The sequence below is a fragment of the Vibrio sp. 10N.222.47.A9 genome (assembly GCF_963872585.1).
Classification (GTDB): domain Bacteria; phylum Pseudomonadota; class Gammaproteobacteria; order Enterobacterales; family Vibrionaceae; genus Vibrio; species Vibrio splendidus.
Map to the genome: position 1 here is coordinate 56,014 of NZ_CAWNBB010000060.1, position 22,494 is coordinate 78,507.

The 22,494-nt window shown below is 43.6% G+C and carries 22 protein-coding genes; 4 read left to right on the forward strand and 18 right to left on the reverse strand.

Features of this window, described 5'->3' with window-relative positions:
• Positions 1-68: 68 nt before the first annotated feature.
• The 3 genes from AACT19_RS20230 to AACT19_RS20240 form a co-directional block, all read right to left on the reverse strand.
• Positions 69-905 (reverse strand): DUF4198 domain-containing protein, encoded by an 837-nt coding sequence (locus AACT19_RS20230; protein ID WP_076648466.1) that lies wholly within the window; start codon positions 903-905, stop codon positions 69-71.
• A gap of 100 nt (positions 906-1,005) precedes the next feature.
• Positions 1,006-1,524: a DUF2271 domain-containing protein gene (locus AACT19_RS20235; protein WP_017093561.1), complete on the reverse strand. Its 519-nt coding sequence runs from the start codon at positions 1,522-1,524 to the stop codon at positions 1,006-1,008.
• A 97-nt stretch (positions 1,525-1,621) separates the two neighbouring features.
• Positions 1,622-2,251 (reverse strand): PepSY-associated TM helix domain-containing protein, encoded by a 630-nt coding sequence (locus AACT19_RS20240; RefSeq protein ID WP_076648468.1) that lies wholly within the window; start codon positions 2,249-2,251, stop codon positions 1,622-1,624.
• Positions 2,252-2,668: 417 nt separating this feature from the next.
• Between AACT19_RS20240 and AACT19_RS20245 the strand changes: the two genes are divergently transcribed.
• On the forward strand, positions 2,669-2,989 hold the full coding sequence (locus AACT19_RS20245; RefSeq protein WP_076648470.1) for a hypothetical protein: 321 nt from the start codon (positions 2,669-2,671) through the stop codon (positions 2,987-2,989).
• Between the two features lie 166 nt (positions 2,990-3,155).
• On the opposite strand, the gene AACT19_RS20250 is transcribed toward AACT19_RS20245, so the two are convergent.
• From AACT19_RS20250 to AACT19_RS20280, 7 genes are all read right to left on the reverse strand, one after another.
• Positions 3,156-4,334: a tetratricopeptide repeat protein gene (locus AACT19_RS20250; RefSeq protein ID WP_076648472.1), complete on the reverse strand. Its 1,179-nt coding sequence runs from the start codon at positions 4,332-4,334 to the stop codon at positions 3,156-3,158.
• Complete coding sequence (locus AACT19_RS20255) at positions 4,331-4,951, reverse strand: energy transducer TonB (protein WP_017093558.1); 621 nt, start codon at positions 4,949-4,951, stop codon at positions 4,331-4,333. The genes AACT19_RS20250 and AACT19_RS20255 overlap by 4 nt, the downstream gene beginning before the upstream one ends.
• A gap of 19 nt (positions 4,952-4,970) precedes the next feature.
• Positions 4,971-5,375, reverse strand: coding sequence for an ExbD/TolR family protein (locus AACT19_RS20260; RefSeq protein WP_004731145.1), 405 nt, complete (start codon positions 5,373-5,375; stop codon positions 4,971-4,973).
• Positions 5,372-5,932, reverse strand: coding sequence for a MotA/TolQ/ExbB proton channel family protein (locus tag AACT19_RS20265; RefSeq protein WP_010429842.1), 561 nt, complete (start codon positions 5,930-5,932; stop codon positions 5,372-5,374). The genes AACT19_RS20260 and AACT19_RS20265 overlap by 4 nt, the downstream gene beginning before the upstream one ends.
• Positions 5,932-7,308, reverse strand: coding sequence for a MotA/TolQ/ExbB proton channel family protein (locus tag AACT19_RS20270; protein ID WP_076648474.1), 1,377 nt, complete (start codon positions 7,306-7,308; stop codon positions 5,932-5,934). Before AACT19_RS20270 ends, AACT19_RS20265 begins: the two co-directional genes overlap by 1 nt.
• The gene (locus AACT19_RS20275) at positions 7,308-8,075 is read right to left on the reverse strand and encodes a DUF3450 domain-containing protein (protein ID WP_017090377.1); all 768 of its coding nucleotides are present in this window, start codon (positions 8,073-8,075) and stop codon (positions 7,308-7,310) included. The genes AACT19_RS20270 and AACT19_RS20275 overlap by 1 nt, the downstream gene beginning before the upstream one ends.
• 179 nt (positions 8,076-8,254) lie before the next feature.
• Complete coding sequence (locus AACT19_RS20280; protein WP_065607101.1) at positions 8,255-10,372, reverse strand: TonB-dependent siderophore receptor; 2,118 nt, start codon at positions 10,370-10,372, stop codon at positions 8,255-8,257.
• Between the two features lie 548 nt (positions 10,373-10,920).
• On the opposite strand from AACT19_RS20280, the gene AACT19_RS20285 reads away from it, so the two are divergent.
• Positions 10,921-12,225 carry a dicarboxylate/amino acid:cation symporter gene (locus AACT19_RS20285; protein ID WP_076648476.1) on the forward strand — a complete coding sequence of 435 codons (1,305 nt, stop codon included), beginning with the start codon at positions 10,921-10,923 and terminating at the stop codon, positions 12,223-12,225.
• Positions 12,226-12,448: 223 nt separating this feature from the next.
• On the opposite strand, the gene AACT19_RS20290 is transcribed toward AACT19_RS20285, so the two are convergent.
• The 3 genes from AACT19_RS20290 to AACT19_RS20300 all read right to left on the reverse strand — a co-directional run bounded on the left by AACT19_RS20290 (position 12,449) and on the right by AACT19_RS20300 (position 15,050).
• Positions 12,449-13,834: a sensor histidine kinase gene (locus AACT19_RS20290; RefSeq protein ID WP_076648478.1), complete on the reverse strand. Its 1,386-nt coding sequence runs from the start codon at positions 13,832-13,834 to the stop codon at positions 12,449-12,451.
• Positions 13,831-14,496, reverse strand: coding sequence for a response regulator transcription factor (locus AACT19_RS20295; RefSeq protein ID WP_017082140.1), 666 nt, complete (start codon positions 14,494-14,496; stop codon positions 13,831-13,833). Before AACT19_RS20295 ends, AACT19_RS20290 begins: the two co-directional genes overlap by 4 nt.
• Before the next feature lie 80 nt (positions 14,497-14,576).
• The gene (locus tag AACT19_RS20300) at positions 14,577-15,050 is read right to left on the reverse strand and encodes a LabA-like NYN domain-containing protein (RefSeq protein ID WP_004731130.1); all 474 of its coding nucleotides are present in this window, start codon (positions 15,048-15,050) and stop codon (positions 14,577-14,579) included.
• Positions 15,051-15,285: 235 nt separating this feature from the next.
• Between AACT19_RS20300 and AACT19_RS20305 the strand changes: the two genes are divergently transcribed.
• A complete protein-coding gene (locus tag AACT19_RS20305) occupies positions 15,286-15,837 on the forward strand; it encodes a DUF4174 domain-containing protein (protein WP_076648480.1) in 552 nt (183 codons plus the stop codon).
• Between the two features lie 51 nt (positions 15,838-15,888).
• Here the strand turns inward: AACT19_RS20305 and cobA are convergent, their stop codons facing one another.
• From cobA to nirB, 4 genes are all read right to left on the reverse strand, one after another.
• The gene (gene cobA / locus AACT19_RS20310) at positions 15,889-16,665 is read right to left on the reverse strand and encodes a uroporphyrinogen-III C-methyltransferase (protein ID WP_076648482.1); all 777 of its coding nucleotides are present in this window, start codon (positions 16,663-16,665) and stop codon (positions 15,889-15,891) included.
• A gap of 296 nt (positions 16,666-16,961) precedes the next feature.
• Positions 16,962-17,777, reverse strand: a complete 816-nt coding sequence (locus tag AACT19_RS20315; RefSeq protein WP_017079293.1) for a formate/nitrite transporter family protein — start codon at positions 17,775-17,777, stop codon at positions 16,962-16,964.
• 123 nt (positions 17,778-17,900) lie between these two features.
• Entirely contained in the window at positions 17,901-18,224 is a 324-nt protein-coding gene (gene nirD, locus AACT19_RS20320; RefSeq protein ID WP_004731122.1) for a nitrite reductase small subunit NirD, read from the reverse strand.
• A gap of 15 nt (positions 18,225-18,239) precedes the next feature.
• The gene (gene nirB, locus AACT19_RS20325; protein ID WP_004731120.1) at positions 18,240-20,798 is read right to left on the reverse strand and encodes a nitrite reductase large subunit NirB; all 2,559 of its coding nucleotides are present in this window, start codon (positions 20,796-20,798) and stop codon (positions 18,240-18,242) included.
• A gap of 620 nt (positions 20,799-21,418) precedes the next feature.
• Here nirB and AACT19_RS20330 point away from each other — a divergent pair.
• Positions 21,419-21,874: a plastocyanin/azurin family copper-binding protein gene (locus tag AACT19_RS20330; RefSeq protein WP_242658968.1), complete on the forward strand. Its 456-nt coding sequence runs from the start codon at positions 21,419-21,421 to the stop codon at positions 21,872-21,874.
• Between the two features lie 168 nt (positions 21,875-22,042).
• On the opposite strand, the gene AACT19_RS20335 is transcribed toward AACT19_RS20330, so the two are convergent.
• The gene (locus tag AACT19_RS20335) at positions 22,043-22,486 is read right to left on the reverse strand and encodes a CopD family protein (RefSeq protein WP_076648486.1); all 444 of its coding nucleotides are present in this window, start codon (positions 22,484-22,486) and stop codon (positions 22,043-22,045) included.
• Between the last annotated feature and the right edge of the window lie 8 nt (positions 22,487-22,494).

Genomic DNA, 22,494 nt, shown 5'->3' on the forward strand with positions numbered 1-22,494 from the left:
TAAAGGGCTCAAATGAGCCCTTAAGTTTTTTGGTTGCTTAATCAGGGATCTAGCCCCGACATCACAGATTATTGAAGCAGTGCTTCGAACGTTAGGTGAACGTTCGCGCTTGCTTTGTCTGCCAGTGGGTTGTCAATCAACTCACCTTTGTAGTTCGCTTTCATTACGTAACGACCAGCCACGTCTGGAGTGAATGTGATTTCGCCGTTCTCATCACTCACTACATCAATCTGTTCTTGGTGGTTGCGGTAAAGCGTGCCTTCACGAGTGATTTCCGCTTTCACGTCTTTTTGAATTTCACCGTTGTAGAAGAATTGGAATGTCACCGGTTCGCCTTCAATGATGTCTGAAGGGTGCGTTACTGGCTTCATTTCAAGTAGCTTGCCTTCAATTTTGAAGACTGAATCCGATGGCTTACCTACTGTGATGTAGCTTTCTGCACGAGTGAAGCTGATTTGTGTTACCACGTCACGCGACTTTTCAGGAAGAACTGAATCACGTTCCGCTTTGTTTGCTTTGATCCATTTCACTGTGTCACGACGACCCGCTTTGTACTGTGTGTAGTAAGATGGCTGGTTGTTGATCGCAACTTTGTGTGTACCTTCTTCTTCAAAGTAGAAATCGAAGATTGAACGACGTTTACCGCGAACAACAAAGTTAGGACGCTCGCTACGGCCATCAGGCATGATGACATGTGCGTTTTCACTGCCTGCTGGCTTATCGAAAACGAACGTACCGTGAGATGCAGTAACGTCGAACGTTAGCCAGTCACCGCCTTCTTTAGACACGGTAAAGTGAGACGGCAGGATCCAACGTGGGTGAGCTTGCGCTGTTGTCGTTGCTGCTAGGCCGAATGCCATCACACCCGCTAGTGCAAGTGCCTTAATTTTTGTCTGTTTCATCATGTTCAATTCCATTATTTATAATTGTTAGCCGTGTCGCTCTATCTGAGCCTACGATGACGACTGTCTATTCTGTTGAGTTTGCTTTTGCTATTCGCACTTACTATTTAGCGATGTAGTTCAGAGTGATTTCACCCGTCTCTTCTGTCGCCTTTAGCTCATAAGAAGCATTTACATCCGTTAGCGATACTTTTTGACGAAGGTAATTACGGCCGCCGTGTTCACGCACAACCTCGATATGAACCGTGTATTCGCCTTGCTCTAGAGCTTGGCCGTCATCGCTCTTACCATCCCAAACGAAACGGTACTGGCCAGCAGGACGCGTTGCAGACGTCACAGCATCAACCAGTTCACGATCGTAACGCCCAACTTTTCTCCACCAGCTACGTAAGTCTTTAAGCCATTCATCTTTACCGACCCAAAGCTCAATGGTTTTCACTGACTTTCGTTCGCTGTTCTCTACCCACACCGCCACATAAGGACGCGCGTACATAGAGGTATCAATCTTTGGAAGCTTAAAGTTCACATCAAGTTTTGCCGTATCAGGGATCGCTTGTGCCATACCTAGGCTTGGCAAAAGAGATAAAGCAAGAAGCGCCTTGCTCCAGTTCATTTTTTTCATGTTTAACAACCTTTTAAATCCGTTTAACCTTTAGTTCGTTCTTCAGGCTGATTCATCAAGCAGACTCATCAACCTGATTCATCACGCTAACTAATAGTTAAGGTACGGCGACAAAATAGATAGCAAGTGAGATTGCAGAACCAAATACCGTCCATTTAATGGAGGTATTCAGTGTTTTTTTCTTAGGTAACAGTAAGCACACGCCTGTAAGTACAAAGAAGATCATCAGTAGCGCTGTGATATCGATGAACCACTTCCAAACTTCACCGCTGTTACGGCCTTTGTGTAGATCGTTCAAAAGTGCGATAACGCCGTAATTGGTGGTTTCGACTTCCACCATTTCAGACGCCACGTCAACGAACACAGAGGCGTTGTAGCCTGGTCCTTTGAAGTCCATAGACACTTCACCGATGAGCAACTCTCCATCTTCAATCTCGGCGTAGATGTCCAAGCCTGAAGGAACGCCAGACAGATTGGCTTCTTCAAACAGAAACGTTTCAAAGGCCGTTTCATCGGCTTGTAATCGCCCGTCTTGGATTGAGAATAAACTTGTAGGAAGCGTTAACGTTGACCGTTGGATATTGGGTTGAGTTGATTCAAATAACTCAGGTCGATTAAGGGTGATACCTGTCACTGAGAAGAAAAGAACAACGAACAGAAGCGCCATTGAAATATAAACATGAAGTCGACGAGCCCATGATTGAACCGCCCTACTTTTTAACGACATACAAACCAATACCTATAAATTTTATGGCGTCAATTTAGTTGATAATCATTCGTATTGGCATTCAATTTACATTGTTTACGTTTGCCGAGCGGCGTAAGCAAATTTACATAACATTACAAGGGAAGTAATCGAACTGCTTATCTACTCTGTTAACATGTAAATCTTGTTAACGTTTAGAGCTGGCGGTAATAACAGTTTCAAACGTCAATCAAGGGGACAAACGTCAATGTGATTCAACCCAAAGATCATCGATAGAAAGCAATAGGTGGATACACCGTGCATTTAAGAAAGGAAAACTGGAAGTATTTAGAACTGAGATCACTATCAAGATCATTAACATCACGATCTGTTCAAGAGTAGTTTAAGCTTATTGTCTATAAAACGAGCATGGCGATACATGTTTAAAAGGATTTTGAAATGCGTATTATTATTTTAGCTTTTACCCTGTTGGTAACGGCTTGTACTAGCCAGATTATCGGCACTGACGAACATATCGAGAGTTATATCGGCTCCAATATTGCCGACGCCCAAAAGTTGTATTTAACGCCTCACTCTCAAGCTGTTTCATTTTGGGAGTCGCGCACGTTTGCTTGGGTAGAAACTCAAACCCCACTCGAGAATGGCGAAACACAACATGCTTTCAAAAACCCCTATCGTGACTGCACTATCAACTGGGTTGTTGACCAAAACGGAATGATCATCGCGGGATCGCACAGTGGCGAGATGTGTAGCCCTTAACTTTGCCTTTGCTCATACCTCGCTCAAACAGCAAGGCCTAATGAAACACTAAGGCTCAATTTTATTCAATATATAAAAAAAGGTGTCATTTGAACGATCAAATGACACCCTTTTGCTTTTCTTGTTTCTAATGTGCTGTTTCTTGTCTTCTGTTTGCTATGAGCGGTTAGACGTTTCCGTTATCACTGACTGTTCGTAGCTGAGTAAGATATTTAATCCAACCTTTTGCTTCAGAAGAAGGTTCAATGTTGTTCGCACGCTTGGCTTGAGCAAGGGCGTTATCAAGATTCTTTAACTTGTACCATGAACGCACTTTCGCTAAAGCAACGTCGGCTTGTTTGGTTTTGTCTTTCACTTTGTCTAAAACAACCAACGCACGGTCGTAGTAACCTTGCTGAACCAATAGCTGCGCCACATTCCAGTGGTATTGAGTGTCTTTTTTAGACGCTAACGTCCACACTTCAATGGCATTGTCCCACTCTTTAGCTAGCTGCCAGTAAGTTGCTTGCTCAGCCAGAAGTTGAACATCGCTGTTCGCGTCATCTAACTTACTTATTTCTTCAGCAGCTCGCTCTGGAATACCTCGTTTGGCATAAAGCTGTGCTAATAAACGGCGATCCGAATTTTTAAGCTCAACGCCCTGTAAATCAGCCAGTGCTAACGTGTTCAATGCATCACGATTACGTTCCAATCTTAGCTGAATACCGACAAGTTGACGCCACCAGTTATCTTTCTCTGGTTGAAGTTCAATGAGGCTTTCCAGTGTCGGAATAGACTGCTTCCACTGTTTTAACTGAAGCTGTGCGCCCAATTTTAGCGATAGAGGCGACAACTCTGCTTTTGAATTGAATTTGTCTCGATTACCGATGGCAACTAAGACTTTCGACCAGTTTTCAATTTGGTATTCAGCTTGTGCAATGCGCATCCAAAGCGTGTCTTTCTTTTCTTTTTCTGGCGCTGTTTTCACTAACTCGTAATAGTGCGGAAGCGCGTTTTTAAACTGCTGATCGTTCAACAACAAATCAGCCAGCATGCGCTTCGTTATCCAAGCCTGTTCATCAACGAGTAAATTGCTGTCGACCGCATAAGTAAGCTGCTTAATTGCCGTGTCGGTTTTGCCATCTTGCCAGTAAAATACACCAAGCATACGAGCTACGTATGCTTTGTCGTAGCCTTTAGAAAGCTCCAAGCCTGCAAGAACGTCAATCGCCTGTTTAACCTGTTCATCTTGAGCAAGCTTGTGCGCCTTTTGAACACGAATGGCAGTATATTGAGTTAGTTCTTTTGCTTGTGTTGTAAGGGGCATTAACAACAAGCCCACTAATATCCATATCTGTTTCATCATTTTGCCAACTTAAACTCTAGTTTCACGGTTTGACCAACCTGAGCTATCGCTTTTCCATCGACGACTTTCGGTTGATATTTCCATTTTTTAAGTGCTCTCATCGCTTCACGTTCAAACATACGACGTGGGTTTGCGTCAGTGACTTGAATATCAACTGGGCGCCCCGTCTCATCGATAGTAAAAGACATAATGACATGACCTTCAGCGCCACGCTTAAGCGCCTTCGCTGGGTAACGAGGTTCTACTCGATACAGAGGCATTGCCTGTTGGTTTGACCCAAAATCAGAAAATGTCGGCGCGTTAATCGCTAGGCCATCAACCGATGTATTCAAATCCAATGACGGCAGTGAAGACATCGAATTCAGAGGCGTAACTTCAGCTTGTGACTGAGACGTTTTCGCTTCCGGTGGCGGCTCTGGCATTTCTGGTTTTTCAGGGACTGCACGCTGTCTTCTTTGGACTTCTTGTTCTTGTTCCACCATCACCATATTGAAACTTAACGTCTCACTATTATCTGGTGAACGTTGGTGGCCATTATCGACCATCCAAGCCATAAAAGAAAACAGAGCTAAGCCCAATGCGCCCGCTAGCGGTAAAGCAAGAAATAGGCGAATCATTTATGAAGATCCTCCAAGATCATCGCTTTTCAGCAGCAAGCGCAATGTTTTTAACACCCGCACCTTTAGCAGCGTCCATCACTTTAACAACCGTACCGTTGTAAGCGTGTTCATCCGCTTGAATAACCAAAGAAGCATCAGGTTGTTCTAGCAACAAGTGTTCTAACGTTGCTTGGACACGCTCAACATCAACAACACGTTTATCGATGAAGATGTCATTCGCAGAAGTAATCGCTACAAAGATGCCCGCATCTTTTTGGCTTACTACGTTAGAAGCTTGTGGGCGATTGACTTCAACCCCTGATTCACGAACAAATGAACTGGTCACAATAAAGAAAATAAGCATGATAAATACAATATCAAGCATCGAAGTAAGGTCTATTTGAGCCTCTTCGTTTTTAGAATGACGTCGACCGAGTCTCATCGTTGACTCCTTAAAGATTTTTCTAATTTCAATTCTAAGCGGTTACACACTTTCGCTAAACGAGCGTGAACAAACATGCCAGCTAATGCAGCAACCATACCTGCCATGGTTGGCAGTGTTGCCAACGAGATACCTGAAGCCATCAATTTAGGGTCACTACTTCCTTGAGTCGCCATGACATCAAAAACAGAGATCATACCGGTAACGGTACCTAACAAGCCCAACATAGGACAAATAGCGACTAACAGCTTAATAAAATTCAAGTTTTGGTTAAGTAAGATACTCGCTTGGCCTAACCAACCTTCACGAATGGCTTTAGCATGCCAAGAAGAGTGATCTTCTCTTTCATGCCACTTTGCAATCCAAGCTTGGCGTTGCTTTGGAAAATAGAACGCAAGATAAAGCACGCGTTCTACCACAAGCACCCAATACACTAGGACAACAGCGGCTAGCCACCACAGGACGAAACCGCCCTGCTCCATAAAGCTTGATAAAGACAGCAGCCAGTCACTCGTTAACCAACTTGCTGGTAATAGAGAACCCGACAAAATATCCATTACGCAGCAGTCCCAACTGGTGAAACAACAGGTTTTGATTCAACCGTCTTTTCTGCCTGTTCAGCAACAAGGCCAATCCCTTGTTTCTCAAGAATATTGCGAATGTTCTCTGATTGAGTGCTAAGAATGTTATGTGCCAGTAGTAGTGGCATTGCAGCAACAAGACCAAGTACGGTTGTTACAAGCGCCATCGAAATACCACCCGCCATCACTTTAGGGTCGCCATTGCCAAACTGTGTAATCACTTGGAATGTTTCGATCATGCCGGTTACGGTACCCAACAAGCCAAGCATAGGTGCGAGCGCTGCTAGAAGTTTCAGCATCGACAAACCTTTCTCTAGGTGAGTCTGTTCATCAACGACCGCTTCTAAAAGACGTAGCTCAAGTGCTTCAACCGTTTGGTTTTGTTCTTTGTTGTAAACCGCAAGAACGCGACCCAGAGGGTTGTCACCCGCTTGTTCAGGGTTCTTAAGTTGTGCGCGAATTTTCTGACGAGCGATAGCCAAAGAAATACCGCGAACCAATGCGATGATTAAACCAATTGCCAACAAGCCAAGAATCACTTTACCAACAACACCACCCGCTTGAAGGCGGTCAGTTAGGCTTGGTTCCAAAGCTAATTGATCTAGCATGAATCCACGGGAGGGATCGACTACCACGTTAGACACTTCGCCATTAGCTAATGTCGAAAGCGACGCCAGTGTTGGACCATTTGATGGCTGCTTCAAGTAAACAATCGCATCTTGGTGCTTAGAGTCCCACCATACGTAACCTGGTTCTGCAACCAAACCAATAGAACCAAGGCGATAAACTTCTGCACTTTCAGTTACTCCCTCATCATTAACAAGAGCAACAGTCGATTTGCTTATCTCCGAGCTCGCTTTGATTTGTTCCATCATGCTTAACCAAAGGCCTGTTAATTGAGACATCGAAGGCAATGATTTAGCGTCCACGATGTCATAAACAGTTTCTGTGTAAACAGCTCGATCGACATTAGTAACGGTGTCAGATAGTTCATGATCGAGATCTTTCGCGTTTTGTCTTACAACTCCAAACAACTCACCTAAGCTACCAGTCTCTAAACGCAGTTTCTCTTCTAAACGAGCCAGTTTATTTTCGTTATCACTGAATGTACTCGTTAGAACGTCTGTCGCGTTTTGAACCGATGTACGTTTCGCATCAAGCTGTGCTTTGATGGCTTTGAGTTCTTGTTCTGTCTTTTTGAAGTCAGCCTCACGCACCACGTTGTGAGAAGCTTGAGTGCGGCTTTCTGATTTTGCTTTATTAACTAGCTGAGCAGTCGTGTCTGATGCAGAGAAAGCAGAAAATGAAATGGACGTAATACAAAGCAATGCTGCTAATGGCTTAAAGTTCATTACTTAACCTCCGCAACAGTTAAAGAAACAGGTAAAGTGATTAAGCTTGGAGATGCTTGCTTATTAGCAATATCATACGCTTTGTCTAACTCAGATTTCATCGAAGAATCAAGCTCTTGCCATTGGGCGCTATTTTGGTCCCAAGACCAATATTGAGTACCATTCAAGTTACGAGCGACTAGTGAAATACGTCCAAGATGCAAAACGTCAACTTCAAGTACTTTATCTTTACTTAATTCGACACGGCTTGAATAAGAACTGAGCTTAATACCGTAATCCACTTCAATTTGATACGCCTCTAAGATACGGCGATATTTTTCAGCGTCGCTGACATCAGCACGAGTTATCATCGCTTTCAGCTTTTCAACGCGACGCAGACGGCTCTTTTTCTTGAAAGGAAGATCACTTTCAATAACTTCTTGGAGGCCATCGATCATCTTGTACATTAAAGGCACAACACCTTGACGCGTTAGTTTAATTTCATCGATCTGCCCTTCAATGCTCTGAGCTTCTTGATTCTGGCTTTCAACCAATGCAGCAAGGTGATCGTGATAGATTTCTAGGTTTTTAACTTCTTCTTGCAGTCGCTCAATCTCAGCTTGCAGCATTAAAGTCGCTTGTGAGCTTTTATCAATAACCTTTTGGCTCGAAGCCGACGCGTTATTGGTCTTGTTTTGAATTGATTGAGCTTGATCCAAGCTGTTTGCCATCGAAGACGTTGCAACCAAACTGATCGCAAGCGCTAGGCTAGTTTTTAAAAGATTCATAATTGTAGTCATTTACTATAAGAAGAAGGTCAAATGAGTTTTATTGATAAGCAGTCTCATTATCATTAAAAGTCACTCGCATTACTAGGGATATTTTTACTAAATAGCAGAATCACGAAAGGGGAAAGTCGAAACCTTCCCCTTAGTATTTAAGCTATCAATGACATCCTACAGACAAATTAGTATTTAACCTGCAGTGTTGCCATGTAGTTGCGGCCTTCGCCAACAACTACGCTACTTGTGCTTCCGCCCTCAAGATAATCTGTATCAAACAGGTTTTCTACATTGAAACGAGCAACGAAATCTAGGTTTTCGTCATACTTCATTGTATGGGCGATACCCATGTCTACACGAGTGTAAGCATCTTTCTTAAACGTGTTAGCGCTCTCTGTGTAACGCTCACCTACATGGTAAACACCTAGGTTTACATCAGTACCATTGTTGAATGCATAAGTAGACCAAATACTTGCAGTAAACTCAGGAACGTCTGCTGGAGTTTTGCCTTCAAGTGCAGGATCATTTTGGTATTCAGCATCCAAGAACATGGTCGATGCACTCAAAGAGAACGCTTCAGTCATGTAACCCGTTGCAGCCAGTTCAACACCCGTATGAACTTGTTCACCAACTTGAGTTGTACGTGCGTCTTTACCGTTGTTGTTTGCCGGGTCTAGATCTTCCGTCACTTGCATGTTCGATTGAGTGATTTGGAAAACCGCTCCAGATACGAACAGACGTTCGTCAAACAGTTCCCACTTAGAACCTAGTTCGTAAAGCGTACCCTTCTTAGCATCTTGAGACTGACCAAAGTTCACGTCATCTTTATCTGTGATTTCGCCAACAGGTTCGAAACTTTCAGAGTAAACCGCGTAAATCGAACCATTAGGCGCTGGTGAATAAATCACACCAAGCTTAGGAAGAATGTTGTTGTAGCTTTCTTCTTGATTAGAACTGCTCGTCGTTTTGTCGTAAGCGAAACGTACGCCACCAAGTACTTGCCACTGTTCAGTCAGTGTTACTAGATCTTGAACGTAAAGACCGTAGTGTTGGCTTTCAGAGTGAGACACTTCATTGTCGTTCTTGTAGCTAACGTTAGAAGGCATATCAAAGCCGTTACCACATGCAGCGGCAGCTTCTGCTTCTGTTGCGTTAACACATGTGTAGCCAGAATCGTATAAACGCTCGTAATCGTAATGAAGACCATTCACACCAACAAGTAGGCGGTGGTTTACACCTAGTGCATCGAAATCACCAGTAAAATCTACATAAGCCGTATCAAACGTCCATTCATCGTGACGGTCTGATACCTTGTAGCCGTAACCGCCGCTCTTATCGCTATATACTGTGTTGTTTGATTCTGTACGTTGACGTTCATAGAACTGACGGCTGATGCCTGTCTTCACAGACCAAGCGTCGTTCAAGTTAGCGGTTACAGATGCACCGTAGTTTGCAACGTCGTTATCTGTTTGAGCAAAGCGTTGGTCATTAACCGTATTAGGGTCGATAACTTTACCAGTAGAAGTATCGATTTTAGAACCGTTGTCTAAATCGCCCTCTTCAATAGTGCGGTCGTAATGAACAGACAACATGATGTCTTCGTTGATATCGTAATCAACAAATAGACCACCAACGAAACGGTCCGTCTCTACATCGGTGCCATCAAAACGTGTACGGTAAGAGTCTTGATTTTCTTGTGAAACAATAAGACGAGCACGTAAAGTTTGGTCATCGTTCAATGAGCCACTTACATCAGCAGTAGTACGAGTGTAGCTATCAGAACCAATATCTTGGCTTACGTTAACTTGAGTTTCGTATGTTGGCTTCTTAGAAACCATGTTCACAAGGCCGCCAGGAGCAGACTTACCGTAAAGTAGACCAGCAGGGCCTTTCAATACTTCAACTCGCTCCAAAAGCTCTACTGGCTGACGGTAGTGAGACCAGTGTTGGACGCCATCACGCAGGTAGCCAGAGCTACTCTCCAAATCAAAACCACGAAGCGTGAAACGCTCACGGTTAGTTGACTTAGAACCCGCACCAACAGATGCGTCGTTTTTAAGAACTTCACCTAACGTACTTGCACGCTGTTCATCGATGATTTGCTCATCGATTACTGAAACTTGTCCCGGAGTCTCTAATTGAGTCGCCTCCATGCGCATTGCTGTAGTGTTTGTGTCGGCCTTGTAACCGTAGTCACGACCTTCAACAACCATGTGCTCGTCTGTTTTTGCTGTTTCTGCCAATACTGCTGGTGAAGCTAATACTGCGCCGATCACTAAGGCCAATGGGCTCTTTGAAAACATGTCCTTTACTCCGCTTTTATTCTTTTGTACGAGCACTTTGTTATTTATTCGATGTGCTCGGTTGAACCGTTTCCGGTACCACTGAATCATTTCGGGAGTGAATATAAGTGATAACTATTACCATTTGCATTAAATTTACATTCTTTGCATTCGTAAAGATTTGTAAAGCCCACTGAAAGCACACTTTCTTTAGCTCAACAAAATCAATTCAATACGTTAATTGAGCGTGCAGATCTGTAAACATGAATTCAACATTTCACTATAAGGTCATTGGCCTGGTCAATCTAAGCAGCCAAGATCAATACAAGTACTGTCTTGTCTTATTTACTACCTTTGAAACGACTGATTTATGTATAAAACCCTCGATAAATGTAAATAAATGGTGAATTATTTTGTTTTCATTTGTTTAATTTACACAATTATCAGTGACTCTGATCACATCTATAATTTCAAACTCATTTTTTGTTTTTCGATTTGATCAACCGACTGCTAATCTCCCGCTCACTTTGAAAAGGTATCAAAGTTATAAATAATAAGGAGTGTTCTAAATGAATACCAAGAAACCTATGTCTCTAACTGGTCGAGTTATCCTCGGTATGGTCGTGGGCATATTAACGGGATTTGCCATTCAATCCCTTTTTGCAGACAGCGGATTTGTTAACAACTACATCGTTAACGGACTCTTTGAAGTAGGCGGACAGATTTTTGTCGCCAGTTTAAAAATGCTTGTTGTGCCACTAGTCTTCGTTTCACTAGTGTGCGGTACAAGCTCTCTTAAAGACTTATCAACTCTTGGCCGTATGGGTGGCAAAACGCTTGCACTTTATACCGGTACTACAGCCGTTGCTATCACTCTAGCACTCACTATCGGTAACCTGTTCCAACCTGGAGCTGGTGCGGATCTTACTGCTGCGAGCTCTTTCAAATCAGCGGATGCCCCTTCTTTGGGCCAAGTAATCATCGACATGTTCCCAACCAACCCTATTCAGGCGATGGCTGAGGGCAAAACGCTGCAAGTAATCGTATTTGCTGTGTTGTTTGGTATTGCTATCAGTGCAGCGGGTAAACCTGGCGAGCGTATCGCAGCGGTATTCTCTGACTTGAACGAAGTGATCATGAAGCTTGTCGCACTTCTGATGAACCTTGCGCCTTACGGTGTGTTCTTCTTGATGGCGAAGCTGTTCTCTGGCCTTGGTTTAAGCGCAATTTGGAACCTAGCAGAATACTTCTTAGTACTTGCGGGTACCCTACTTCTACACGGTTTGGTTACCTACAGCGCAATGCTTAAAGGATTCACCGGCCTAAGCCCGATTACGTTCTTACGTAAGATGGAAGATGCAATCATGTTTGCATTCTCAACGGCATCTTCAAACGCAACGATTCCAGTAACAATGGAAACGGCTAAAAACCGCATGGGCGTAGACAACAAAGTTGCTTCTTTCACTGTACCACTAGGTGCAACAGTGAACATGGACGGCACTGCTATCATGCAGGGTGTTGCAACGGCATTTATCGCACAGGCATACAACATCGACCTGACCATGGGTGATTACCTTATGGTTATCCTAACAGCGACATTGGCGTCTGTTGGTACTGCAGGTGTTCCAGGTGTAGGTCTTGTTATGCTAGCGATGGTATTGAACCAAGTTGGTCTACCGCTTGAAGGTATCGCGCTTATCATGGGTGTTGACCGCCTTCTTGATATGATTCGTACCGCAGTAAACATCACAGGTGATAGTGCCGTAACTATCATTGTTGCTAAGTCTGAAGGTTCTTTTGACGAAGCTCGCTTCAATGACCCTGCTGCTGGTGAGAAAGAAGAAGAAGTTAAGCTAACACGCCAACAGGCATAATCTAGCTTTTCTGTCGCTCTTACCTTCAAGCTAAGGCGTAATTAATGGCTATGCCTAGCTGATAATCAAAAGCGTATAAACAAAAACGCCACTGCTGATGCAGTGGCGTTTTTTAATGGGCTATGTTTCTAAGCAATATTTCTGAACAGTATTTCTAAGCTATATTTCTTAGCACGCTTTTAGTAATAGTTACCTATGGAGCTCGACAGGTAATAACAAGAAGCTAATCAGCGATTGGGAACATTAGATTTACTCTCAATCCACCACCTTCTCTATTCTCAGCAGTAACATGCCCATTCATCACTCCCATGGCTTCCTTCACAATCGCTAGCCCGAGACCGTAACCACCAGACTGTTTATCACGGGCTGACTCTATGCGAGTAAACGGGTCGAATATCCCTGCAATCTTATTATCAGGAATGCCATCACCGTCATCCTCTACAGATATGACACTGTAACGTTTATCTGTTAACAATTCGTAAGTCGTCACGACAACATGAGCATTCTCACCGGCATATTTGATCGCGTTACTGACCAAATTACCGATAACTCGCAGGAGCAACCTTTCATCAACATTAACCATTGATGTCGGCGTCTCTAAATCACCAATCAAAGTTTGATTCGGTTTTAAATCATTTTGCATCTGCGCGATTAGCATCGAACAATAATGCTCAAGGTGCATCAAGCTTGACTTGGAGTCATAGCGAGACGTTTCTAGACGGCTGAATTCAAGTATCTCACCCACCAGCTTGTTCATCTCTTCTGTTTCATTTTCCATTCGTTCTAGCAAACCAATGCTTTTATCATCAACCTTGCTGCGCAGCAGGTGTAGTGCGAGGTTTTGCCTTGCTAATGGTGTTCTTAACTCGTGTGAAACATCACGAATCAAACGACGTTGCTTTTCAGCGAGAGACTTAATCTCTACCGTCATATGATCAAAATCATGAGCAAGTTCGTTGAACTCCCGCGTCGTGGAATTTAACTCAGAAACTACACTGACAGTGAAGTCGCCTTGCGCCAACCTTCGGCTCGCTTCTCTTAATCTATCCAGCGGCTGCTGCAGGCTTTTCGCCATGATAATTGAGAACAGAGACAACACGATCAAAGCTATTACCGCTTTCAACATGTAAGAATATGGCGCAAAGGATTTAGCCGGGTGAAACTGGTGTGGGAGTTGGATAACCAGTGTTTTACCGTTATTGAGTGGCAGACCGAATATCGGCTTACTCACACGATCACTAAGTTGGTGATCTAACGTTCTTAAATATTTGAGCTTAAATTCAAAATGCGGGTGCATGTGACGATGTGTAACTGGTCGATTGTTTTCGTCGATAACAAACAGATAGTAGCCTTGAGCATTACCCCAGTCGGCTAACTCATCCATGTCACCTTCCTCAATCAGCACATTGGCTTGGTAGGCGAGGTCGAGCATTTCAGACTTTACCGATTCAGGTACCTTCAATAAGGCTTTCATCAACGCTCGTTCCGCGACGCCTTGGAGGATCAAGATGCTTACTAGGATCACCGTCAGGTAGCTGAATAATTGAAACGTTAAGCCATCCTTACGCTTGGCAATAAAATCAGGGCAACGCAGCAGTTTTTGGCTCATACCCCTACCGACTCTAGGTAGCTATAACCTTTACCACGAACGGTTTTGATGTGTTGTTTAGACAAGCCAGCCTGAACAAGCTTTCGTCGTATATTACTGATGTGCATATCTAAATTACGATCGAAAGGACAAAGCTCTTTCTTTAGAACATGGATTTGAAGGTCAGATTTAGATACGACAATCCCGTCATTTTTGACAAGATAATCCAACAGGTCTTTTTCAGTGCCCGTGAGAGGTAAACGAGAAAGTTGTTCACACAAGCCCTGATTAGATGAAGCCAAAGATTGCCTTTGACGTTCAAAACCAACGCGGCGCAAGATCACCTTGATGCGAGTCAGTAGTTCAGGAACATTGAAAGGTTTGGCGATGTACTGGTCGGCTCCAGCTTGGTAGCCATCCAGCATAGAGGCATCGTCGTTTAGTGCAGTCAGCATAAGAATGGGAGTAGCAAAACGCTGACAAATACGCCTTGCCACTTGAATTCCGCTCAAGTTTGGAAGCATTACGTCTAGTAGAACCAAATCGACAGGGTTCGATTGAATAAACTCTAGCGCAGATTCACCACAATGAACGGTATCAACGTGATACCCCTCATTTTCCAATACTTCACCCAGTAACTCACACAACTGGATATCATCATCAACAACTAAAACGCGAGACATTGCACACACCGATAAATAAGAACAGTTTGCATTCTAATTATCGTTATTATTGATTTCAATTATAAAGTGCGGGATTTCCTCTATAGAAGAAAATCTTTTTCAATCGGTACAAATTTTGAGGCAGAATCGATAAGATTTTGAGCAGTTAACCCCGGAACACCATACACTTCAACAGGTTTGCCAAAACGCTCTTTGATTCGCTCTACAAGGATTTCGAAATCACCATCTCCTGATACCAAAACAATCGTATCAACCGTCTCAGCAAGTTCTATCGCATCTAACGCGATACCTACATCCCAATCCCCTTTTGCGCTTCCATCTCGACGCTGAATAAAGGGTTTTAACTTCACATTAAAGCCAACACCGCGGAGGATATGGTGGAATTGACGCTGCTTTGGATCTTGGCTTGAGATCGCGTAAGCATTGGCTGCAACCACGTTACGCCCTTCCGTGGCAACATACCAAAACTGGTTATAGTCGAAGTTAGAACGGTATTTGTCGCGCGTTGTATAGTAAACGTTCTGAACGTCGACCAAAATTGCTATGTTTTCCATAAATTCATACCTTTAGATTTTCCGTATACCCTATTCTATTCAACTCTAAAATGCGAGCCGCTTTCTTTAATAAAAATGAACTCATTAGCTATGCTTAACGTCGCTACTATTAGCTTAACGTCGCTACTATTAGCTTAACGTAGCTGTTATTGGCTTAACGTCGCTACTGTTAGCTTAACGTAGTTGTTATTCGCTTAACTCAGAGCTTGTTTGAGTTTATAAAGGAAGGTGGAACATGCAGTACCGACAAATAATCAAATCATACCTTGGCGGCATCACTAATGGCTCAGTATTGCCACGTTGCTGCGCAGCGATAACCAAAGCAATATCCAAACCATTAAAAACTCTATTAACAAGCGCGGTTATGTTTATGATTCTGTCAGTCAACTCGTTACACGCTTACCCAGCCAACTCTCACTCCAAGGCCTTACCGCACCGCAGTGTGATCTATTTTGCACCGAAGGAAGATTCTGCCGTCAAAGAGTTTCTCAATGAAGTGTTGATCAATAACTGTCAATTGGATGAACGAGACGTGGTTATCATAGTCATCGCGGAAAGCGGCTACACAGTTCCTACTTGGCTTGAAGAAGAATTTAACTTAGAGGCGGTAACCGACAGCTATGGAATACCGAAAGGCTCACATACTGCTGTTTTGATAGGTAAAGACGGAAAAGAAAAGCACCGATGGAATGGGAAGACGGATTGGAACCTTATCACCAACATTATTGATGAGATGCCTATGCGCCAAAAAGAAATGCAGCGACAAAGTAGCCGCTGCAGTATTTGATTCTTAGTCAGCTAAGCGGTCGCTTAACACACTAACTTGTAAATTAATCAATTAAGCTTGCTTGTTAAACCAAGCCAATTTTTCATGAAGCTGGGCAACGCTACCTACCACAATCAATGCTGGGCTCTTTGCAACGCTCGCAAGATTGGCTAAGTCACTCAAACCACCACGGAAGACTTTCTGTTCTTGGCGTGTACCATTCTCAATAATCGCAACCGGCATGTCTGCTCGCATACCGTTATCCAGTAAGTTTTTCTGAATGTTCGGGCTCTCTTTCAGACCCATGTAAAACACGATCGTGTGATTGTGTTGAGCAAGCGAACGCCAATCAATATCTTCGCCATCTTTCTTTAGGTGGCCAGTAATGAATTGAACACTTTGTGCGTGATCTCGATGTGTAAGCGGAATACCCGCGTAAGCAGTCGCGCCTGCAGCTGCGGTGATACCGGGTACCACTTCAAATCTCACGCAATTTTCAGCCAGAGTTTCACACTCTTCACCACCACGACCAAAGATAAACGAATCACCACCCTTTAGACGGACAACGTGCTTGTTTTCTTGTGCTTTGGTCACCAATAATTGGTTGATCTGATCTTGTGGTACACAGTGATGATCGAGCTTTTTCCCCACATACAGCATTTCTGCATCGGAGTTAGCCATTGCCAAGATATCTTTAGATACTAAGCGGTCATAAACGACCACATCGGCCTGTTGAATAACGCGTGCCGCTTTTAGGGTAAGTAAGTCTGGGTCACCAGGGCCCGCGCCTACTAATGAAACCAATCCTTTGGTTACTTCTTTAACATTCGATGACGATACTTCTGACATGCTGTGCTCCGAAGGTTTGCTTGTTTTATCTCAAGCTTCAATCTATGTGATAAGTCACTGTATTCATGATGACTTATCCAAATCCTTAACCCTTAGACTATCAGGTGTTGAGTTAAATATTCAGTCTAAATACTAACGAAGATAGAAGTAATTATAACAAAACAGTCTATTGCAGCTATTTTACTCAATAAAAATCAACGCATTGATGGTGTTTAAGGCTTTCGAACTAAAAAAGCCCCAAACATGTTGTTGGGGCTCTTAATCTCATACTAAATTACGTTTCACCGTATTCAGAATTACTTAGCACCTAGAGAAGGAGCGGTTCTAGCGTGTGTTAGGAACAAAGGTACACATGTTAAGAACAAACCACCTACGATGTTACCTAGGATTGTTGGGATAAGGTTGAAGTTCAACCATGTCGCGATACCGAAATCAGCGCCAAGAATCATACCCAGTGGGAATAGGAACATGTTTACTACTGTATGCTCGAATACTAGTGCGAAGAAGATAAAGATTGGGAACCACATCATTGCGACACGACCAGACACTGTACGTGCTGTCATGTTACCAATCACACCTAGACAAACCATTAGGTTACAGAAGATGCCGCGTACGAAACACGTGATCCAGCCGTCCATACCCATGTTTTCAAAACCTAGGCTGCGACCAGTAGAAACAGCGATGAATTTCTGCGCTACTGCATTTGGTTCTAGAGAGAAATTACCCGTTAATGAGATAGCAACCAGTACCGCAACGATTAGAGAACCGATAAGGTTACCAAGGCCAACGATACCCCAACAACGCAGTACACGACCCCAAGTCACACCTGGGCGGTTATCGAATTTCGCTAAAGGTGCAAGGCCGAATACGCCCGTTACTAGGTCGTAACCCATTACACTTAGAATCACGAAGCCTACTGGGAACACAAGAGCGCCAACAATACCAATGCCTGTTTGCACGATAGCCGTGATTGCTACAACAACGGCAAGAGAAAGAATGATGCCTGCCATTGTGCTTCGAATCAGAAGATCACGAGTACTCGTTTTCGTTTTCGCTTCACCCACATCAATCATTGTTTGAACGAATTCAGCTGGTTTAAAATCAGGAGACATAAGGTTGTCCTTAAAAAGTTAAAATTAAAAGTTAAAATCGGATAGGAAAAGGTTCTAGTTGCCGAACTAAGGCAATGTCGATAACTAGAACCCTTGATCTATCAAATCTTGTTACGTATTCGATTATGCTGAGATTTCAACAGCACCTTTGGTAATACGAGCTTTATACGCTTTCACGCTGAAGTTCTCGTCTTCCATGCACACACCTGTTGCTAGGTTAAAGCGTTGCTTCTTAAGTGGGCTCGCCACCCAAAGCTCACCTTTGTGCTCAACCGTTAAACCGCGAGATAAAACGTTTGATTGGAAAAACGGGTCAGTATTACTAATAGCGAACACTTCTTCGGCTTTAGTTGGGCGGAAAATAGCAACTTGCTCACCACCAACCAATGCACAAACACCGGTACCTGGAATAATATCTTCGATCTTACAAACTTTGGTAAATGCCATGATGTCGTCTCCCAATTAAACCAGTTCAACGTGAAGGATGTCGCCCTTCGCTTCTGGGTGTTTTTCAGTAAATGTTGCTGGGCGGTGTTGTTCACGGCCATCGTTAACAAACACAACGTTTTCATCACGGTCATCAGCATTGATGAAGTGTGAGAAGCGCTTAAGTTGAGCTTCATCGTTGATAGTGTCAGTCCACTCACACGCAAAGTTACCCACTAGGCCAGCGACGTCAGCTTCAAGCTGGTCGTTGATGCCAAGTTTATTATCAACAATCACTTCACGTAGGTAGTCAACGCCGCCTTCTAGGTTGTCCATCCATACCGAAGTACGTTGTAGTGGCGCAGCCGTGCGGATGTAGAACATCATGAAACGGTCGATGTATTTCAGCAGTGTTTCTTGGTCTAGGTCGCTTGCCAGTAGGTCTGCATGACGAGGCTTCATACCACCGTTGCCACACACATACATGTTCCAACCAGCGTCCGTTGCGATAATACCTAAATCTTTACCTTGAGCTTCAGCACACTCACGAGTACAGCCCGACACACCGAACTTCATCTTATGAGGAGTACGGATGCCTTTGTAACGGTTCTCGATCATCACGCCTAGGCCAACTGAATCTTGAACGCCGTAACGACACCAAGTTGAACCTACACATGTCTTAGCCATACGAAGTGCTTTTGCGTAAGCTTGACCCGTTTCGTAACCTGCAGCGATTAACTTCTTCCAGATTGCTGGTAAGTCATCTTTCTGAGCACCGAATAGACCGATACGTTGTGCACCAGTGATCTTCGTATATAGGTTGTATTCAGCCGCCACATCCGCAAGAACGCTTAGCGCTTGAGGCGTTACTTCGCCACCCGCCATACGAGGGATAACCGAGTAAGTACCATCTTTCTGAATGTTACCTAAGAAGTTGTCGTTGGTATCGTGCAGTTTTACTAGTTCAGGCTTAAGGATGTGGTCACCCCAGCAAGAAGCAAGGATAGAACCCGCTAGAGGCTTACATACTTCACAGCCGTAGCCTTTACCGTATTTCTCAAGTAGCTCGTCGAATGTTTTGATTTCTTCGATACGAATCAGGTGGAAAAGCTCTTGGCGAGAGTAAGCAAAGTGCTCACAAACGTCGTTCTTCACCTCTACACCCGCTTTTGCAAGTTCAGCGTTTAGCACAGAAGTTACAAGTGGAATACAACCACCACAACCTGTACCTGCGCCAGTGACTGCTTTGATATCACCAATGGTATGGTGACCTTCAGCGACCGCTTGAGCGATCTTGCCTTTGGTTACGTCGAAACAAGAACAGATAACGGCAGTTTCCGGTAATGAGTCAGCGCCAAGCGTTGGTTTTTCACCACCAGCGTGTGCTGGAAGAATCAATGCATCTGGGTGTTCTGGTAGGTCAATTTCGTTCAACATAAGTTGAAGAAGGTCACCGTAATCAGAAGTATCGCCAACCATTACTGCGCCAAGCAGTTTCTTGTTGTCTTCAGAAACGATTAAGCGTTTGTAAACTTCTTGCTCTTCGTTTTGGTAAACGTAGCTTTTACAACCAGGAGTACGACCGTTTGCATCACCGATTGAACCTACTTTCACGCCCAGAAGCTTAAGCTTCGCAGACATGTCGGCACCTTCAAATGTGCTTTCGTTACCAACAACGTGGTCAACGGCAACTGTCGCCATCTTGTAACCAGGAGCCACTAGCCCGTAGAACGTTTGGTTCCAAGACGCACACTCACCGATTGCGTAGATATCTTTGTCTGTCGTTTGACAGTGATCGTTGATCTCGATACCACCGCGAGGCGCAATACCTAGACCCATTTGACGAGCAAGTTTGTCTTGTGGGCGAATACCAGCAGAGAATACGATGAAATCAGTTTCTAGCTCAGTGCCGTCTGCAAAACGCATCACGTTACGAGCTTCAGTGCCTTCAGGAGCAATTTCAAGCGTGTTCTTGCTTGTATGGACATTAACGCCCATACGTTCGATCTTTTGACGAAGCTGATTACCACCTGCAAGATCAAGCTGCTCTGCCATAAGCTTGGGAGCAAACTCAACAACGTGAGTGGTTACGCCAAGCGCTTTAAGTGCGCCTGCTGCTTCAAGGCCAAGTAGACCACCACCAACAACAACACCAGATTTAGAATTCTTAGCGGTCGCTTCGATAGCTTTTAAGTCTTCGATAGTACGGTAAACAAAACAGTCTTTGCCTTCGTGGCCTTTAATCGGCGGTACGAATGGGAAAGACCCCGTAGCAAGGATAAGCTTGTCGTATTGAATTTCACGACCAGTGCTTGAGTAAACTGTTTTCTTTTCACGGTTAACGTTGATAGCACGTTCGCCGATCAGCATATTGATGCCATGTTTCTCGTAGAAACCTTCTTTAACTAAAGAAAGTTCATCTGCAGTGTGGTGTGAAAAGTAAGAAGAAAGGTGAACACGGTCATACGCAACACGTGGTTCTTCACAGAACACCGTAATGTCCATGTTTGCAACATCTGTCTTCTCGACTAAATCTTCGATATAGCGATGGCCTACCATCCCGTTACCGATTACGACTAGCTTCATCTTGCTCATAAGAATTCCTGAAGGTTATATTTTTCTTAACTACACGAATAATGAATTATGAAAGAAAATGAAAATATGATGTAAATCAATTACGAAAACGAACTACCCGAAAGGGGTAGAACAAAAGAGGTAGATCTGCTTATTTATCGAGCTAAGCAAACGAATAACCTTGGTTTTGATAGGGTTTAGCGGGATTTTATATACACTTTGGCGCACTTGGAAGAGTGTTGTAAAGTTTCACAATAGGTTAGCAATAACGTAAGTAAATGACAATCATTTTCATTTACTGACTTAACACAACGTTAAAACTTACGTTAATTTCCAAATTCATGAAGAACTATGTGCAGTTATGAAAGGGTTTCGCCGAATGAATGATCAAAAAATGAACATTGAATCATAATGTCATCCATTTTATTAAATCCGAATCGTGACAAACAACTCGCAAAATGTCCTTAGATTATTAACGAGCCTTGAAGACAAAGCTTTCCCAGTTATCAAACTGTTAATTTAATTGATCCAGCACATATAGCGTTCAAATTCACCGAAGCTATATCAAATCAAGCTTTCAACCAAACGGTGAATAAATTAAAATTATTGGAAATAATTCTCATTTGATAGAGCCAACTACTATGCGTGTACTTCTACTGATCTTAACTATCATTGCCACTCCTGCACTTGCTGAAACAAAAGTCATCAAACAAGTGATGGACATGAATTTTGAGAACATCGACAAGATGTATCAATTTATTCCTGATTACGTAGAAATCGAACCTGGTGATAAGGTGCTTTTTAAAGGAACCGTTGGCTCTCATACAGCCCATAGTATTCAAGGGATGCTTCCTAACGGCGCTAAACCTCTTATGATATCCGGGTCAAACGCTCAGGAAGTCACTTTTGATAAGCCCGGAGTTTATGGCATAAAATGTAAAGTACATCACCGACACGGAATGGTGGCGCTAGTGGTCGTGGGTGACCCAAGTGTTAACTTAGAAGAAGCTCGCACTGCAGCCAAAAAACGTGTGAGTCGCCGAGCTCAGAAGAAGATGCAAGGCTTGCTCGATCAAGCAGAGCAAAAGGTTCAATAACCTTCGCCTCTGCTTTTAAAGCACCGACTCTCCATTTGGTATTGAGATAGGAATGCCTGTCTGAAAACGGTTTTCGGGAGTCAGTAACAATAAACAGCGCCGAATTAGCGCTGTTTATTGTTATCTACTTAGACATGGTCAAATGTCCGCACTAAACGTACAAACATATCAAACTAGCCACCCCGTTCTAAATGAAACTCCGACAACCACAAACAGAATTGAAATAATAGTCACTGGCACAATGTGCAGCGCCATATCAACCAAGTTGTCCTTCGATAGTTTTGGAATCACACGAAAGCGTGCGTCTAGGGCTAGCAATACCGTCAGAGACAGCAACGTCAATTTAGCGGCAATGCCATGAACCAGTGGAATCGACATATCAAACCATAAGCTAACGTCCGGCAACATGTGATAAGCGAGCATCAACCCGGTCACCACTTGAACTACCAAAGCAGGCATTCCCACCTTTTCGTACCCTTGCTCGAATTCCAATAACATTTCTGGAGAACGGTGTTTCAAGACTTTAGGAAGGATAACGACGCTGAGAATAATGTGCCCTCCCGTCCAAATGGTGGCAGCCAAGACATGCAAAACCAATAATACGCCAAACATAAACTTCC